Origin of the sequence: Vibrio sonorensis, from assembly GCF_001854765.1 — a bacterium.
Lineage (GTDB): Bacteria > Pseudomonadota > Gammaproteobacteria > Enterobacterales > Vibrionaceae > Vibrio > Vibrio sonorensis.
Genome location: NZ_LJJE01000060.1, coordinates 71,624 through 89,227, shown reverse-complemented (window position 1 = coordinate 89,227; position 17,604 = coordinate 71,624). Strand labels below are relative to the sequence as shown.

Sequence of the window (17,604 nt, the reverse complement as noted above, 5' to 3'; positions counted from 1 at the left end):
ATATAACATCCGAGCGGTTATTCAGCTCTGTAACCCTCTGTCTTATATAGGCTTTAGCATTTACCAAATAAAATTGGCTCAGCGAAAAAAAGTCCTGCGAGGTATCAGAGAATTTAAAATCAGATTTAACTCAACGGATGTTATGCAATGAAAAAAAGTAAATTAGCGGTCGCCGTAGCCGCTATATTCACCATGGGACTCACCGGTTGTAGCGACGATGGCAGCACTATTTTTGTTCCTCAAGAGCCGAGTCAATTTAGTTCAGATAATCAACCATTAGAAAACCCCTATGCCAATCTTTATACCGATACAACCCGACCTGTTTTAACCGCAGATGGCAAATTGATAAAAGATGAGTCTGGCCGAGTGTTGGTAGAGCTTCTCAAAGACAACGAACCCACTGGTGAAAAGGGCATGCTCCTTGTGGAAGAAGATTTGACACCAGTTATAGACGAGGCTGGAAACCTTGACCTCATTCCAGTGCCATTCCCAATTGTAGACGAAGATGGCTACCTTCTTGACGATAGCGGGCAGCGTATAACCACTGACGCTGGCATGATAGGCAAACCATTAACAGATCGCGATGATCATTTTGTTTTTGATATCGACGGTTCTGTCGTTGTCGACATCTATACACCCGATGGCACCCTACATGGCAAAGAGTCAAACACCTATCATCCTGATACTGGCTGGAGTGGTCACGGACCAAGCTTCCTAATATCCGAAGGTGAGATCATTACCGACGGTGACAGAAATATTATTGAAGATCAGAATGGCAACGGCGGCATACCAACCCTAGACGAGAATGGCGACAACGTCAGTTCGCCGGACGGCAACATTATCGTTGATATTGTCGATCCGGACACCAGCGAGAAGACTGGTGAAAAAGGCGAACTCATCATCAACCCGGATGGTAATGGGTCAATCCAACCACTACCTCCGGTGTTGATTGATGACAATGGCTATATTACCGATGGTAACGGTAACCTTGTCGTGACAGAAGATGGCGATTGGCTGAAGCCAAACTATGATTCAGATGGCGATTTGATTACCGACCAAAATGGCCATCCAGTAGTCGATATCATCGATCCCCAAACCGGATTACTGGTCCAAGATGGTGATAACGCCGCAACCACGGAAATGAATTCAGAAGGTGATGTAGAGTTCATTGACGAACGCCCCCACGTTATGGTCTCGCCTGGTGAAATCACCACTGACAGCTGGGAAACCGCTACTATTATTGACGGTGAAGCGAACACACCCGTTACCAACGACGATGGAGAGTATGTTAGATCACCTGAGGGGAACCTCATCGTAGATATCGTCGAATCAGATCCTCCTCATGACCCAGTTGATAGAAAAGGTCAGCTTGTCGTTGACCCAGAAACTGGACTCGTCAGCATAGAGCCCCTACCCCTTGTACTGATCGATGACAACGGATACGTCATTAACGGCAATGGTGAACAAGTAAAAACTGAAGACGGTGAGTTGCTCAAGCCTAACTTTGACGGCGATGGTGATTTAGTCACCGCTCAAAACGGTAACGTCGTTGTTGATATTTATGATCCAAACACTGGAAGCGTTGTAGACGAAGGCGATAATGCGGCCACGATAGAAATGGATCAAAATGGCGAAGTAGAAGTAACGGAAGGAAAACCCGATGTGATGGTTTCTCCAGGTGAAGTGATCACCGATGGAGACAACAACCCTATCGTGGATGAAAATGGCAATGTGGGCATTCCGCAAGTCGATGACAATGGCGACATCTTAAAGGACGACGAGGGCAACATCATCGTCGATATTGTCGACCCTGATACCAATACCGAAACAGGTGAAGAAGGGGAAGTAGAAATATCACCGGATAGTGGAGCAGTCATTGATAGTAGTGCAGATAGCGGAAATGACTTAACCCTGACGGTTGACGAAACTAACAAGCCGACCAATGCGAGTGAAGCCACTCATGTGAGTGCCGTAGTATCTGGTATCGATGATGATATTGACACGGTAGAGGTCACTTATAGCGATGGGGATAGCTCAACGGCAGATGTTTCTGCAATAGTTACGCAAGATAGCAGTGGCAACTGGATCATATCTCCGGCTGATATCAGAGCACTCCTCGATGGCAATATCACCGCCACAGTGCTAGTACATGACGATGCTAACCACACAGCTACAGCTCAGGATAGTTTACTAAAAGACACGAGCTTTGTTACTGGAAACAACTTTGGAGTGACCACTGATTCGCTCATCAATCAAGCTGAAACCGGAAGCGTCCCAATCACACTTGACGACATTGGTGACGAAGCGACCAGTGTTGCTGTTACCTTCACCGATAGCAATGGCGATACCGTCACGGTTGATGCTGAGCTAAATAACGGCAGTTGGACCATTGACAATGCTGACCTAAGCGCGCTAGCCGATGGTGATATTACTGCTACCATTACAGCAAGCGATGACGCGGGCAATAGCCAGTCAGCAGACAGCACAATCGTCAAAGATACCAGCTTCAATGTTGGACAGAACTTTGGCGTAGCTGTCGACTCGCTGATCAACGAAAGTGAAGCTGGTAGTGTACCCATCACGCTCAACGATATCGGTAGTGAAGCGTCCAACGTAGAAGTCACCTTCACCGATAGCAACAATGATACTGTCACTGTTGATGCTGAGCTAAACAATGGCGTTTGGACCATTGACAATGCTGACCTTAGCGCGTTAGCCGATGGTGATATTACGGTGACCATCACTGCAAGTGACGATGCAGGAAACAGTGAATCTGTCGATAGCACAATAGTCAAAGATACCAGCTTCAATGTTGGACAGAACTTTGGTGTAACCCTCGACTCGCTGATCAATGCAACCGAATCCCCGAGTGTACCAATCACACTTAACGATATCGGTAGTGAAGCGACCAACGTAGAAGTCACCTTCACCGATAGCAATGGCGATACCGTCACGATTGATGCCGAGCTAAATAACGGCAGTTGGACAATAGACAATGCCGACCTAAGCGCGCTAGCCGATGGTGATATTACGGTGACCGTCACTGCAAGTGACGATGCTGGTAATACCGAGTCTGTCGATAGCACAATAGTCAAAGATACCAGCTTCAATGTTGGACAGAACTTTGGTGTAACCCTCGATTCACTGATCAATGCAACTGAAGCTCTAAGTGTACCCATCACGCTTGACGACATCGGTAGTGAAGCGAACAATGTAGAAGTCACCTTCACCGATAGCAATGGCGATACCGTCACGATTGATGCCGAGCTAAATAACGGCAGTTGGACAATAGACAATGCCGACCTAAGCGCGCTAGCCGATGGTGATATTACGGTGACCATCACTGCAAGTGACGATGCAGGAAACAGTGAATCTGTCGATAGCACAATAGTCAAAGATACCAGCTTCAATGTTGGACAGAACTTTGGTGTAACCCTCGACTCGCTGATCAATGCAACTGAAGCCCTAAGTGTACCAATCACACTTAACGATATCGGTAGTGAAGCGACCAACGTAGAAGTCACCTTCACCGATAGTAGTGGCAATGACGTCACTGTCGACGCCCAGCTTAACAATGGCGTTTGGACTGTTAATGACGCCGACTTAAGTAGCTTAGCCGATGGCGATATCACGGTTTCTATTACCGCAAGTGACGATGCGGGGAACCATTATTCTGAAGGTGAAACACTCACTAAAGACACCAGTATTCAGGGAAATCCTCAACTGAGTGTTGAGCCAGACGACCAACTTGCCAATTCAGTTGAAGTCATTGACATTTCGACACTATTATCCAACATCGACAACGAAGTCACTGCCATTACTGTTAAGTTCAGCGATGGTGACAGTTCTACCACTGACATTACCGTTGACGCACTACTGAACCAGACAACGAATCAATGGACTGTGCCTCAAGTGGATATAACAAGTCTTCAAGATGGGACCATCTCTGTAACGGCGACTCTAAGTGATGTGGCAGGTAATACCTCTTCGATATCCACAACACTTACTAAGGATACCGTTATTGCAACGCTAAGTGGATTTGCCGTAAATGCGCTCACTGGTAGCGACACTCTGATCAATAGCGTTGAAGCGCAAAGTGTACAGACCGTCATTTCGAATGTGAGTGCTGAGGCTATCAAGGTGGTCGTCACTTATAGCGATGGAAAACAGCAAATTGAACTGGATGCAACCCAAGATCCCGTTACTAATGAGTGGACAGTACCGAACACAGCAATTGACCAGTTAGACGATGGTACAATAACCGTTTCTGTCATAATTACCGACGATGCAGGGAATGAAGCCACTACCAGCAGTTCTTTCGTTAAAGATACCATCGCCAATGGCAATATCTCTGTCAATATTTTAGACACTGACAAGCTGGCTAACCTTACTGAAGTTTCTGATATCAATATCGCATTTGTAGGTATAGATAATGATGTTGATGAAATTTCTTTGACTTTCAGTGATTCAGATACCACAACAGGTGATATTACAGTTCTGGCAAATAAAGATGCCACAACTCAGCAATGGAGTGTCGCTGACACCGATATCTCATCGTTAACGGATGGAAATATTAATGTTTCTGTCTTTGTAACTGATATTGCTGGTAACTCCGCTACGATTGATGAAACGCTGCAAAAAGACACAACGGCAGAAGCCGACGATAACCTTAACACGACCCTAGCTAGTACAGACATCCTGATCACTGGAACCGACGAACAGCACCATGTAGAGGTGACCGTTAACGGTTTTGATGACGATGTATACCGACTACTGGTTACGGTATTTGACACTGGTGTTCACGGATATCAGCCAGAAGTCCCATATGGGGTTCAATCTCTAACGACCAACCCTGTGGTTTCAATCCGCAAAGACGCCACAGATCAATGGTATATAGAGCATCAAGAATCAGACCTTATTGGAAACACCACACTGGTTACTAATAGTGATGGAAGTATCACCATCAGTACTATTGATATCTATGAGCTACTTGATGGTGCATATGGTGTTTCTGTTTGGGTTTCTGATCTCGCTGGCAACCAGTTCACTACGGAGCGTAAAATATCTGGCCATAAATACGTTGTTGACCCGCTACCACCAGTTCTAGTAGATGGCGATGGTTACGTGATTGACGGTAATGGTGTGCATGTGAAAGGTCCTGAGGGGCAACTACTAACACCGCAACTTGACAGTAGCTACACTCCTGTACAGGAACTAGATGGTAGTGTTGTGGTTGATATGCACGATTCAAGTTCAACTGTCACAGGTGGAGCGACGGTTTCGATGTCTAGCGACGGTTCGGTCACGGTTGGCTCTGCTCCCATTATTATTGTTGATGGTACGCTGTTTGATGTTGATGGAAACGATATCACTTACGGCCTAGAAGACTCTCTGTTAAAACCAATTGATGGCGCAACTTCTGGAGTGAATCACGATACTAATGGCAGTGTTTTACTAGAGGTACTGGATAGTAATAATCAACCTACAGGCGAAATTCGAGTTGTACAACCTGATGGCTCTGGTGGCTATGCTCTAAACACTAACGGAGACCCTATCATTGTTAAGCCCGGCTTAATCATTGACGCAAACGACACTGTGATAAACGCTTATGGAAACGAGCTATACAGTTCCAATGGTAACTCGATTCAGTTGCTACGTAATTCTAATGGTGAATTAGAACAAGTGGCTAACGCAGGGTACAAAATTCGTCAGCCAAATGGAATTACCCAAGTCGACGAAGATAATGTGATGTTTGTGAATTTTATTACTGGTGAACTTTGGACGGATTATGACGGTAATGTCGTTACGCAGAAAAACATACCGTTATCGAATGCGTACGAAAATTCGTTGCCTAACCAACGAAGTGTGGACAACACCTATTTAGGGTTTGCTCACCAATCGTTAACCGCTCAGCCAGTGATCGTATCTTCCAATGACACACCAACGATCAACAACTGGGTTAGTAGCTCATTGTTTGTTACCAATATCGATACACTTCTAGGGTTTGGTAGAGGTGCTCAAGGGTTTGTATCATCTATAGCGAATGAAAAAACTCAGCAAATCAACTTATCCGGCGATTTAGAAGACAGCGCTGGGGGAGTAGGTATTTACGAGTATGAAATACATAGTTGTCAGTTTGACGACTCGACCTATATAGATTTCTCAATAGATCACTTTAATGGTACGAATATCATTACTCCTGATAATAGCTATTTCGATCAACTTACCGATGACGAAAAATGTTTACCGAATAACTTGGCTCAAATAGCGACTAATGGTTATAAACAACATGCTCTTAACGTCATGATCACTCACACTAATGAACTTTGGTCAGTCGGAGACAACGTACATGGTTTGGGTGGACTAGTTGGAGATGCTAGAAATATTCCATACAAATATGCGGATAACATTAAAACATCAACCCTTGTCGGGCATGCGGGCGAGTACGCTTATTACAACTACATCCTAGATGGGGATGGTCAGGTATGGGATGTAAATGGATCTCAACCGAGGGATGCCAATAACGTACCAGTATTAGCGACATCTGATGCCGCAAAACCTGAAAATGGCGGTGTCGGTGCTTGGAATAAGTTCCCAGTGATAGACAATGAAGTTATCGTCAATATTAGAACGATAAGAGTAATTAGTCACAGCCATCGCGAACCACTCGCTGTAACAGCTAGTGGTAAGTACTACATGCTGAAATCCGACGGAACGACAGAGCAAGTTGCTATTCCAGAGTTCCCTAAATTAACAATGTTGTTGAGTGTTACCTACAGTGATGCTGATAAAATGTACAAGAGTTCCTTCTTAGGTGACGACGGTGCGATTTACTCAAATGAAGTCGACGGACTTGTTGCGCACAAGCAGGTTGATAGTTACCTAAATTATAGTGGTTTAGTTGGCGCTGTAACTGATGTACCTGATGACGTTAAAATCGCATCAGGAGTCACCTTCGAGTGGGTGAGTGGCATCGGTAACTTCTTTTATGCTCAACTACTCAAAGACAGTCTTGGTAACTATTATGTTCTGAAAGGGCTTTCTGATTTTTATACTTCGTCAAGAACTCAGGTTCTATTAACTGCAGGAATTACTGATAGTACTGAAGCACTATTGCAAGATAGTTTCATTGCAGATCAATCTGTTAAATTGATAAAACTCACAGATGACTTAGAGTACATCCAGTTTTTAAACAATGATACGGATTGGACGTTTGCGAGAAACAATACTAAGTTCTTGTTCAACAATTCAACCGAGGAAGTAGCCTTTATTGGTGGGACGGAAAACATCTCAGGTAGCGGTCAATGGCAGTCCGTGTTCACGAGTGATGTAATAAACTCCGGCAGTAAAACATACGATTCGGTCACTATTATGCCCGATGCCATATCAAGTAAGCTTTTCCATAAGTAACTTTAGTTTAAAATAATGGCTAACCCCGACAAAGGCTGAACCTAGGTTCAGCCTTTTTTGTTTAGTTAAGCGTTTTCCAAACCCCAATCTTTCCATACGGGTTCCACGCCTGACGGAAGCCACAAATTTCTACCAAGCTCCATCCAAGGAGACGGATAATGAAAGTCACTGCCTTGCGAGGCCAACAGTTGGTAGTGAATTGCATAATCAGCCAGATTGCGTCTTTCTTGTTGAGCTTGTTGTGGTTGAGCCACTTCCATTGCATCCCCACCCGCTTCTACAAACGCAGAGATTAAGCGCTTTATCCACTTGGCGGTTAGATCATAGCGACCGGGATGAGCCAACACGGCTTGTCCGCCCGCAGCGTGTATAGCTTGTACGGCGTCTTTCATCGAACACCAGTTCGGCGGCACGTAACCGGGGTTATTTCTGGTTAAGTACTTCTTAAATACTTGCTGCATAGTTTTCGCGTAGCCATTATCCACTAACCACTTGGCAAAATGGGCACGCGTGATTGGCGCATCTCCAGCAATGACTTTTACTTCTTCTAATACTCCATCTCGTGTCGCTTTTGACAACCGATGCGCGATCAATTCGGCACGAGCTTGTCGGTGTTCTTGTTGCTGGTTAATCAAATTTTTTAGAGCTGAAGAGTCTGGGTCAATATTTAACCCTACTATATGAATATCTTTGTTTTGCCAAACGGTAGATATCTCGATCCCGTTAATAATTTTTAAATCCGGATATTTTCCGTCCGCGTATTGCTTCGCCTCAGCCAGCGCTGCAACGGTATCGTGATCAGTAATCGCGAGTACCTTAACGTCAAAACTGACCGCTCTGTCGATCAATTCTTGTGGGGAGAGCCGACCATCGGATGCCGTGGTGTGACTGTGTAAATCTATTTTCATGTTTTTTAATATTTTGGGTTGACTTTTGACCCTTGCACTAGTTAACTAGTACGCAAATACACTATCTCTTAATCAAGGCTTGTATGTTACAAGAATTTAACCAAGACCATAAAGTGAAAGTTTCAGTAGCCCATACTGCTGAGCTGATCTGGTGGCGCACTTGGATTCAATCTGGGTGGGCTTAGAGACGCATGTGTAAAATTTCTTCGTAAAAGCCCGCTCAAATAGCGGGCTTTTTTGTTTTGTTGTGTATCTCACAACCAACTGCTCAAACAACCGCCAATTCGTCCCTCTTTAACATTGGGAATCAGCGATCTTTATGCGAGTATGTTGGACAGGAAGATATAAATCAGAATCAATATAAAAAGGAGGTCTTGTGAACAAGGCCATTGAAATAAAAGCACTTGGTAAGATTGAAGTTATCAATACTTCAGTGCCATATACTCAAGATCCGACGCGTCTTTTCCATACTCTATGTGAAAAGAAAACGGACAGTTTATTGCTGGAATCAGCCGAGATTGATTCCAAACAAAATTTGAAAAGCCTGCTTATTGTTGATTCTGCCGTTCGGATCGTCTGCTTTGGTGACAAGGTGTCCATGACCGCTTTAACGGAAAATGGTCGTCAGTTACTCTCTCACTTAGCAAAAAATGTAAGAGCAGAAAAACTGGCTAGCTTTGAAGGTAATGAACTCAAACTGCATTTTCCATCACCTAACAAGGTGTTGGATGAAGACTCTAGGTTAAGAGAAGCGTCTTCATTCGATGCACTTCGACTATTGCAGCACAGCTTTGAGTTAAACCAACACGAGCAACATGCCCTATTTATGGGCGGGCTTTTTGCCTATGACTTAGTTGCTAATTTCGAACCCTTAGGCGGGGCAAAAGCCACAAACCAATGCCCGGACTACGTATTTTATGTCGCGGAAACCTTGTTGGTCGTCGATCACCAAACAGAAACCTGTCAACTTCAAGGCTCGCTATTTGTTGGCAACAATCAAAAACATGCACTTGAAGCGCGATTAAATGAGATCAGCCGTCAATGTGAATCTCCAAAGCCGCTTCCCAAGGCGCAAACTATTGACGCCAGCGAAGCTGTGCCAAGTATCAGCGACCAAGATTTCTGCCAGACCGTAAGAGATTTAAAGGAATACGTGGTAAAAGGGGATGTTTTCCAAATCGTACCATCGCGCAGATTCACCCTGCCATGCCCTTCTCCACTTGCCGCTTACCGCGAGCTAAAGCAGAGCAATCCTAGTCCTTACATGTTCTTTATGCAGGATGAACTGTTTACGTTGTTTGGTGCCTCGCCAGAGAGTGCACTGAAATATGAAACGGCAACTAACCAAGTGGAAATATACCCCATCGCTGGGACTCGTCGTCGAGGCAAGCACCAAGATGGCAGTATAGATTTTGATTTAGACAGCCGTATCGAGCTTGAACTTCGCACGGATATGAAAGAAAACGCCGAGCACATGATGTTGGTTGACTTAGCTCGTAACGATGTCGCTAGGATTTCCGAGCCGGGCACTCGCCACGTTGCCGACCTATTGAAAGTCGATAGGTACAGCCATGTGATGCATCTCGTTTCTCGCGTTGTCGGTCAATTGAGAGACGATTTAGATGCCCTTCACGCTTATCAAGCTTGTATGAATATGGGCACCTTGACTGGCGCACCAAAAATACGCGCCATGCAACTTATCCGTGAAGTTGAAGGAGCAAGACGCGGTAGTTATGGTGGCGCAGTCGGTTACTTAACGGGCGAAGGTACACTAGATACTTGTATTGTTATTCGCAGCGCTTACGTCGAAGATGGTATAGCGCAGGTTCAGGCGGGTGCTGGTGTAGTGTTCGATTCTGATCCTCAATCCGAGGCAGACGAAACACGCGGCAAAGCTCAAGCGGTTATTTCCGCAATTCTTAGTGCGCACAAGGAGTAACTAGCAATGGCGGATCTCGTATTTATCGATAACTTCGATTCATTTACCTACAACCTTGTTGATCAATTCCGTTCTCTTGGTCATCAGGTAACCATCTATCGCAATCACATCGCCGCTTCTGACATTGAAGAAGCCGTTTTGTCTCTTTCCAATCCGGTGGTTATTCTTTCACCGGGACCGGGGGCTCCCTCTGAGGCTGGCTCTATGCCAGAGCTAATACAACGCCTCAAAGGCAAAGTTCCTATGATAGGCATCTGTCTTGGTCATCAAGCAATTGTAGAGGCTTATGGTGGCAAAGTTTGTGGCGCTGGTGAAATCGTCCATGGCAAGGTGTCTATGATGGAACATCAAGGTCACGCTATTTATCAAGACCTTCCATCACCACTTGCCATTGCAAGATATCACTCTTTAGTCGCGACTGAAGTGCCTTCGGCTCTTACAGTCACCGCTGAAGTCAATCAACTCGTCATGTCAGTTGTTCAAGAAAACGATAAAGTTTGTGGCTTCCAGTTTCATCCGGAATCCATAATGACCACTCAGGGAGCCACGCTATTGGGCAATGCAATAGAGTGGGCACTAGAGAAGAACGCTGCTTAATAGGTATAAGGATATAGACATGGAATCAATTCTAAATAAGCTTTATCAGCAAGACTCGCTTACTCAAGAAGAGAGCCAGCAACTCTTTGATATTATTATTCGCGGCGAGTTAGATCCGATTCTAATGGCAGCAGCACTCACCGCGCTAAAAATAAAAGGTGAAACGCCACAAGAGATAGCCGGTGCCGCTAAAGCGCTTTTGGCGAATGCCAACCCCTTCCCTCGCCCAGATTACGACTTTGCGGATATTGTTGGCACCGGCGGCGACGGCCACGACACAATCAATATTTCAACGACGGCGGCATTCGTTGCGGCGGCGTGCGGTTTAAAGGTTGCAAAACACGGGAACCGAAGTGTTTCGAGTAAGTCGGGGTCGTCTGATCTGCTGGCTTCGTTTGGTATCGACCTCGCCATGAGCGCCGAAGAAACTCGCAAAGCGGTCGACGATTTGGGCGTCGCTTTCTTGTTTGCCCCTCAGTACCACGGTGGTGTCCGTCACGCTATGCCTGTGCGTCAGACAATGAAGACAAGAACTATCTTCAATATTCTTGGCCCGCTGATTAACCCTGCAAGACCGAATATTGAGTTGATGGGCGTTTACAGTGAAGAGTTGGTCCAGCCGATTGCTGAAACCATGTTAGAAATGGGCATGAAACGCGCTGCTGTTGTCCACGGAAGTGGTTTAGATGAGGTCGCAATTCACGGTGTAACGACAGTAGCTGAAATTGTCGATGGTAAAATTCAACGTTACACGCTCAGCCCAGCCGATTTTGGCCTAGATTCTTACCCACTGGAAGCGATTAAAGGTGGTAGTCCAGAAGAGAACAAAGCCATCATAACCAAGATGCTCACAGGCGAAGGTACGCCTGCTCAAGTTGCGCTGTCGCTGCCAACGTAGCACTACTTATGAAGCTATTTGGATTCGAAGATCTAAAAGCAAACACGCAAAAAGCAATTGATGTAATGAACTCAGGCAAGGCATTTGAACTGGTCAACGCCTTAGCACAAAGAGGTTAATATCCATGACTAGCAAAACAGAGCAACTATCAGAACACGTTTCTAAAAAAGAAGCGCAAATGGCTGAAGTACTGGCTAAGATTGTTGCCGACAAGCGCATCTGGATTGAAGAGCGCAAACAAGCACAACCTCTAGAAAGTTTTCAATCAGAAATCACTTCTTCAGATAGAGACTTTTATCAAGCACTTAGAGGTGAGAACAGCGCGTTTATCCTTGAGTGCAAAAAAGCATCACCGTCAAAAGGGCTTATCCGAAAAGACTTTGATCTCAACTATATCGCATCTGTATATGGCAAACATGCCAGCGCGGTATCTGTGCTTACCGATGAAAAATACTTTCAAGGTAACTTCGACTTTTTGCCAACCGTGCGCAACCAGTTAAAGCAGCCAGTGTTATGCAAAGACTTTATGGTTGATACCTACCAAGTACACCTAGCGCGCCACCATCAAGCTGACGCAATTTTGCTGATGTTATCCGTATTAGATGACCAAGAATACACCGAGCTAGCAGATGTGGCCCATTCGCTAAATATGGGTATTTTAACCGAGGTCAGTAACGAGCAAGAACTTCATCGCGCCGTTATGCTGGGCGCTAAAGTCATCGGCATTAACAATCGAAACTTACGCGATCTCTCCACGGACCTAAACCGTACGAAGGAACTTGCTCCTCTCATTCGCGAGTTAGCACCAGACGCTGTAGTTATCTCTGAATCGGGGATCTACACCAACCAGCAAGTTCGCAATTTAGCGGTGTTTGCAGATGGCTTTTTGATCGGTAGTTCTTTAATGGGTGAAGAAGACCTAGAAGCGGCGGTAAAGAAGGTTATTCTGGGAGAAAACAAAGTATGTGGTCTGACTCGAAGTGAAGATGCTAACCATGCGTATCAAGCTGGTGCTGTGTTTGGCGGGCTTATTTTCGTTCCAGAATCACCGAGACATGTTTCGGCTGAGCAAGCGTCTAAAGTGATCAGTGGAGCACCGTTAAAATACGTTGGTGTTTTCCGCAATCGCGCTGTCAGTGAAGTGGCTCAGTTGGCTCACCAATTACAACTTTCTGCCGTTCAACTCCACGGTGACGAAGAGAGCCAGTATATTGAACAGCTGCGCGATGCGCTCGATGATTCAATAGAGATCTGGAAAGCCTATGGCGTGAGTGACGCCGCTCCCAACAAGCTCTCTGCTCCTATCAATCGTCACCTATTCGACAGCCAAGTGGGCTCTCAAAGTGGCGGCACTGGGCAGACGTTCGATTGGTCTTTGTTAGAAGGTGTCGACGACGTTATGTTAGCAGGCGGTCTTAACCCAGAGAATGCACGACAAGCCGCTGGGTTAAAAACCTTAGGTTTAGACCTAAACTCGGGCGTGGAAAGTGCGCCCGGAAAAAAAGATTTAGATAAGTTGCAACAAGCCTTTGCTGCGATTCGTCATTATTAAACAAATTTAAGAGTAAGGAATATCACCATGGCAAAACTCGATGCCTATTTTGGCGAATACGGCGGTCAATACGTTCCTCAAATACTGGTCCCAGCATTGGAACAGCTTGAAGACGCTTTTATTGACGCTCAGCAGGACCCAGAATTTCGCAGTGAATTTATGTCACTGCTTCAAGAATATGCTGGACGCCCTACCGCGCTAACGCTTACCAAGAACCTAACAAAAGGTACAAAAACTAAGCTTTACCTCAAGCGCGAAGATTTACTGCACGGTGGTGCGCACAAAACTAACCAAGTACTTGGTCAGGCACTGCTTGCCAAGCGCATGGGTAAAGAAGAGATCATCGCTGAGACAGGCGCGGGGCAACACGGTGTTGCAACTGCCTTAGCCTGTGCACTACTTGGCCTTAAATGCCGCGTCTACATGGGTGCAAAGGATGTTGAACGCCAAAGTCCAAATGTTTTTCGCATGAAGCTAATGGGCGCTGAGGTAATTCCTGTTCATTCCGGTAGTGCCACGTTAAAAGATGCGTGTAACGAAGCACTTCGCGACTGGTCTGCCAGCTATGAAGACGCGCACTACCTACTTGGTACTGCGGCTGGCCCTCACCCATTCCCAACTATAGTGCGCGATTTCCAACGCATGATTGGTGAAGAGACCAAAAATCAGATCCTTGCCAGAGAAGGTCGTTTGCCAGATGCCGTTATCGCATGTGTAGGTGGTGGTTCCAATGCCATCGGTATGTTTGCTGATTTTATCGAAGAAGAGACCGTGCGTTTGATCGGTGTTGAGCCTGCGGGTAAAGGTATTGATACCGACCAACACGGCGCTCCTCTCAAACATGGTAAAACAGGTATTTTCTTTGGTATGAAAGCGCCGCTAATGCAGGATGAACACGGTCAAGTAGAAGAGTCGTACTCTGTTTCGGCTGGCCTAGACTTCCCGTCGGTTGGTCCTCAGCACGCGCACCTCAATGCGATTGGCCGAGCGGAATACGACAACGTAACCGATGACGAAGCGTTAGACGCGTTCCAAGAGCTTGCGAGAAACGAAGGTATTATCCCTGCACTTGAGTCTTCACACGCACTAGCGCACGCGCTAAAAATGGCGCGCAATAACCCAGAAAAAGAGCAACTACTGGTAGTCAACCTGTCTGGTCGTGGCGATAAAGATATCTTCACTGTCCATGCCATTCTAGAAGAAAAAGGAGCGATCTAATGGACCGTTATCAAGCCATGTTCCAACGCCTTTCAAGTAAAAACGAAGGGGCCTTTGTTCCTTTTGTAACTGTAGGCGATCCAAACCCTGAACAGTCTCTTCGCATTATGCAGACGTTAGTGGAATCTGGTGCCGATGCCTTGGAACTGGGTATCCCGTTTTCAGATCCTCTCGCTGATGGCCCAACCATTCAAGGCGCCAATATCCGTGCATTAGAATCTGGCTCTACACCAGATATCTGTTTTGACCAAATCGCTAAAATCCGCGCTCAGTACCCAGAACTTCCGATTGGCCTACTCATGTACGCTAACCTTGTTTACTCACGAGGCGTCGAAGCTTTTTACCAGCGTTGCGCCGAAGCGGGTATCGATTCTGTGCTGATTGCCGATGTGCCGACTAACGAAAGTGATGAGTTTGTCGCGGCGGCTGAAAAAGCGGGTATCCACCCTATTTTCATCGCCCCACCCACGGCAAGTGATGAGACACTGAAATCAGTATCCAGCCTAGGCGGCGGCTATACGTATTTGCTATCTAGAGCTGGTGTTACCGGAGCTGAAACCAAAGCCAACATGCCTGTTGGAGACATGCTTGAGAAGCTCAATCAGTTCGACGCACCGCCAGCCCTACTCGGTTTTGGTATCTCTGCTCCAGAGCAAGTTAAGCAAGCTATTGATTCGGGCGCAGCTGGAGCGATCTCTGGTTCAGCAGTCGTCAAAATTATCGAACAAAATCAAGACAATCCAGAAAAGATGTTACAACAACTTGGCGATTTTGTATCAAACATGAAGGCTGCTACCGCTAAGGGTTAACCTCCTTCTTTATTCTAGCTATGAGATCGATTTCTTAGAACCGAGAGAAATCGATCTTTTTTTAACATTTCCACCTATTTTCCGCCTCAATCAAAATCAACACCCCTCTAGATAAAACCACCAAAAACCATTAACCCCACAAATAGAAAACGTTTGCTTTGTCTAAAAAACTATCATTCGTCAAAGAAAGCGCGATTAAATGCGAGCTATTCCCTATTGGCTTATTGCTAATTGTGAAATTTAAGTGTAAAAACCAAAGCGACATTATCATCCTTAACTGTAGATATAGTTAGATGGTAATGCTGGGAATTTAAAATTTATTAGCACAGAGGTTATGGAAGTGTTAAAAGAAAAGAATTTACTAAGCAATATTGGTGTTCAAGTTGTGATTGCCATGATTGTAGGTACTGCAGTCGGTGCCGCAATGGGCGAAAGCGCAACCATGTTTGCTCCTTTAGGTGCGATTTTTATCAACCTAATTAAGATGCTTGTTATCCCTTTGGTCGCTGTCGCTCTGATTTCAGGCGCTGCTGGTCTAGGTAACAGTGCTAACGCAGGTAAAGTTGGCCTTACTACCCTAGGTTACTTTGGCCTTACATCCGCTCTAGCGGTTGCACTCGCTCTATTTATGGGTGAAGTGTTTAAACCGGGTATGGGTATCGATGTTTCTGGCGTTGAAGGCATGTTCTCTGCTGAGTACGCTTCAAAAGGTGAACTACCCACTTTCTGGGCTACCGTCACTGGTATGATCCCAACTAACGTTTTCCAGTCACTAAACGAAGCAAACATTCTTCAGATTTTGGTTTTCTGCCTGTTCTTCGGTATCGCGATTTCTAAGCAGAGCAAAGAGCGTCGCGAACCAATTATGAACGGTGTTAACTGTATCGTTGATGCAATGGTTTGGATGATCAACAAAGTTATGCTAATTGCACCTCTTGGTGTATTTGGCCTAATGGCTGAAGCCGTTGGTACATTCGGATTCGGCGCACTAATGGTTGTGTTCAAGCTATTTGTCGTTTACGTTGCTGCGATCCTTATCTTCGGTTTTATCGTTTACCCAGCAATGGTTCACGTATTTACCAAGACTTCGGCTAAGAAGTTCCTATCAACGATGAAGAAGCCACAGGCTGTTGCACTTTCAACTGCATCTTCAATGGCAACACTTCCAGTTACTATGGATACTGTTGAGAACGAACTAGGCGTACGTAACTCTACGGCTTCTTTCGTGCTTCCATTGGGCGCAACGATCAACATGTCTGGTAACGCGATTTACTACGGTTTGGTAGCTATCTTCTTTGCACAGCTGTTTAACATTGACCTATCAATGGGCGCATACATCGCTATTATCGTAACAGCAACGCTAGGTGCAGTTGGTCAGGCGGGTGTTCCGGGTCCTTCTTTCTTGGTTGTAGCGGTACTTCTAGCGGCTGGTATTCCTATCGAAGGTCTACCTCTGTTGTTCGCTCTTGACCGTATCTTCGACATGATTCGTACTGCACTAAACATCACTGGTGATGCTGCATGTGCCGTAATCGTTGATTCGCTAGTTGAAGAAGAGAAACAAGAAGAACTTAAGCAGCAACAAGCTTAATTTCTAAAATTCGTTCTATTTAAAAAGCCACTTTCGAGTGGCTTTTTTTGTTTTTAAGTTCAGTAAGTTAGTATCAAAAGGTTGGTGAAACTGTTTCGTAGTTTGAACAAAACTAGGCTCGACCTTACTCATCCACTGGTTAACAACCACTCAATCATACAATAGGCCTACTGTTACCGTGACTCACAATTGGACATAAACGTTTTAGGTGCATTGCCCAATGCCGTTTTGATCAGATTAAAAAAGAGCCTTGAACCCTCAAACGTTTGTTGTATTTCTAGTCATCGTCTGGTGCATATTTGTGGAGAGGGTTTATAAGCTCAAGAATAGAAACAATCGTATTGTTATATGCTTCATAGTATTCATCATCGTCATCTTTACAATACTCTTTACCATCAAACCAATTACTTAGCTTTACCAATTCTTTCAGATATTTTTCCTCAAACTCACTTGAGGTTAATTTACCTGAGTCTTCAAGCATTCTCTCCAATGCATCTTTTTCACCCAAGTCATAATTATCACCATCCCAAGGAGCTATTCCATTGTGTAGTAAGAAATCGATTTTTCTTTCTATGATTTTACCTAATGATAAATCCCCGATTACCATAAATGCTCCTCATTCGAGTGAAATAAACGCTATCTATACGGCTCCAAGATCCTCTATCCCATGCGTACAGTTGTT

General features: G+C 45.2%; 10 protein-coding genes, 1 pseudogene and 1 other annotated feature. Of the genes and pseudogenes, 9 read left to right on the top strand and 2 right to left on the bottom strand.

What is annotated here, in order from left to right; all coding sequences use genetic code 11:
• Nucleotides 1-147 precede the first annotated feature (147 nt).
• On the top strand, nucleotides 148-7,410 hold the full coding sequence (locus BLO31_RS09685; RefSeq protein ID WP_070965267.1) for a beta strand repeat-containing protein: 7,263 nt from the start codon (nucleotides 148-150) through the stop codon (nucleotides 7,408-7,410).
• 65 nt (nucleotides 7,411-7,475) lie between these two features.
• Here the strand turns inward: BLO31_RS09685 and rnm are convergent, their stop codons facing one another.
• Nucleotides 7,476-8,318: an RNase RNM gene (gene rnm, locus BLO31_RS09680; protein WP_070965264.1), complete on the bottom strand. Its 843-nt coding sequence runs from the start codon at nucleotides 8,316-8,318 to the stop codon at nucleotides 7,476-7,478.
• Between the two features lie 83 nt (nucleotides 8,319-8,401).
• On the opposite strand from rnm, the gene trpL2 reads away from it, so the two are divergent.
• From trpL2 to BLO31_RS09645, 8 genes and pseudogenes are all read left to right on the top strand, one after another.
• A complete protein-coding gene (gene trpL2, locus BLO31_RS23490; RefSeq protein WP_139158982.1) occupies nucleotides 8,402-8,503 on the top strand; it encodes a tryptophan operon leader peptide in 102 nt (33 codons plus the stop codon).
• Nucleotides 8,462-8,559 (top strand) — a sequence feature (Trp leader region). (Overlaps the previous gene by 42 nt.)
• 135 nt (nucleotides 8,560-8,694) lie before the next feature.
• Complete coding sequence (locus BLO31_RS09675) at nucleotides 8,695-10,257, top strand: anthranilate synthase component 1 (protein WP_070965261.1); 1,563 nt, start codon at nucleotides 8,695-8,697, stop codon at nucleotides 10,255-10,257.
• 6 nt (nucleotides 10,258-10,263) lie between these two features.
• The gene (locus BLO31_RS09670; RefSeq protein WP_070965256.1) at nucleotides 10,264-10,854 is read left to right on the top strand and encodes an aminodeoxychorismate/anthranilate synthase component II; all 591 of its coding nucleotides are present in this window, start codon (nucleotides 10,264-10,266) and stop codon (nucleotides 10,852-10,854) included.
• Nucleotides 10,855-10,873: 19 nt separating this feature from the next.
• A pseudogene (trpD, locus tag BLO31_RS09665) lies at nucleotides 10,874-11,871 on the top strand (anthranilate phosphoribosyltransferase).
• A gap of 5 nt (nucleotides 11,872-11,876) precedes the next feature.
• Nucleotides 11,877-13,304, top strand: a complete 1,428-nt coding sequence (trpCF, locus tag BLO31_RS09660; protein WP_070965253.1) for a bifunctional indole-3-glycerol-phosphate synthase TrpC/phosphoribosylanthranilate isomerase TrpF — start codon at nucleotides 11,877-11,879, stop codon at nucleotides 13,302-13,304.
• Between the two features lie 27 nt (nucleotides 13,305-13,331).
• Nucleotides 13,332-14,522, top strand: a complete 1,191-nt coding sequence (gene trpB, locus BLO31_RS09655) for a tryptophan synthase subunit beta (protein ID WP_070965249.1) — start codon at nucleotides 13,332-13,334, stop codon at nucleotides 14,520-14,522.
• Nucleotides 14,522-15,331: a tryptophan synthase subunit alpha gene (gene trpA / locus BLO31_RS09650; protein WP_070965246.1), complete on the top strand. Its 810-nt coding sequence runs from the start codon at nucleotides 14,522-14,524 to the stop codon at nucleotides 15,329-15,331. Before trpB ends, trpA begins: the two co-directional genes overlap by 1 nt.
• A gap of 334 nt (nucleotides 15,332-15,665) precedes the next feature.
• Nucleotides 15,666-16,922: a dicarboxylate/amino acid:cation symporter gene (locus BLO31_RS09645; RefSeq protein WP_070965243.1), complete on the top strand. Its 1,257-nt coding sequence runs from the start codon at nucleotides 15,666-15,668 to the stop codon at nucleotides 16,920-16,922.
• A 277-nt stretch (nucleotides 16,923-17,199) separates the two neighbouring features.
• On the opposite strand, the gene BLO31_RS09640 is transcribed toward BLO31_RS09645, so the two are convergent.
• Nucleotides 17,200-17,529 carry a hypothetical protein gene (locus BLO31_RS09640; protein ID WP_070965239.1) on the bottom strand — a complete coding sequence of 110 codons (330 nt, stop codon included), beginning with the start codon at nucleotides 17,527-17,529 and terminating at the stop codon, nucleotides 17,200-17,202.
• Nucleotides 17,530-17,604 lie beyond the last annotated feature (75 nt).

Bases quoted from the DNA above. Each gene is read 5' to 3' on its own strand.
- BLO31_RS09685 (WP_070965267.1), top strand. From the start codon at position 148: ATGAAAAAAAGTAAATTAGCGGTCGCCGTAGCCGCTATATTCACCATG.
- rnm (WP_070965264.1), bottom strand. From the start codon at position 8,318: ATGAAAATAGATTTACACAGTCACACCACGGCATCCGATGGTCGGCTC.
- trpL2 (WP_139158982.1), top strand. From the start codon at position 8,402: ATGTTACAAGAATTTAACCAAGACCATAAAGTGAAAGTTTCAGTAGCC.
- BLO31_RS09670 (WP_070965256.1), top strand. From the start codon at position 10,264: ATGGCGGATCTCGTATTTATCGATAACTTCGATTCATTTACCTACAAC.
- trpCF (WP_070965253.1), top strand. From the start codon at position 11,877: ATGACTAGCAAAACAGAGCAACTATCAGAACACGTTTCTAAAAAAGAA.
- trpB (WP_070965249.1), top strand. From the start codon at position 13,332: ATGGCAAAACTCGATGCCTATTTTGGCGAATACGGCGGTCAATACGTT.
- trpA (WP_070965246.1), top strand. From the start codon at position 14,522: ATGGACCGTTATCAAGCCATGTTCCAACGCCTTTCAAGTAAAAACGAA.
- BLO31_RS09645 (WP_070965243.1), top strand. From the start codon at position 15,666: ATGGAAGTGTTAAAAGAAAAGAATTTACTAAGCAATATTGGTGTTCAA.
- BLO31_RS09640 (WP_070965239.1), bottom strand. From the start codon at position 17,529: ATGGTAATCGGGGATTTATCATTAGGTAAAATCATAGAAAGAAAAATC.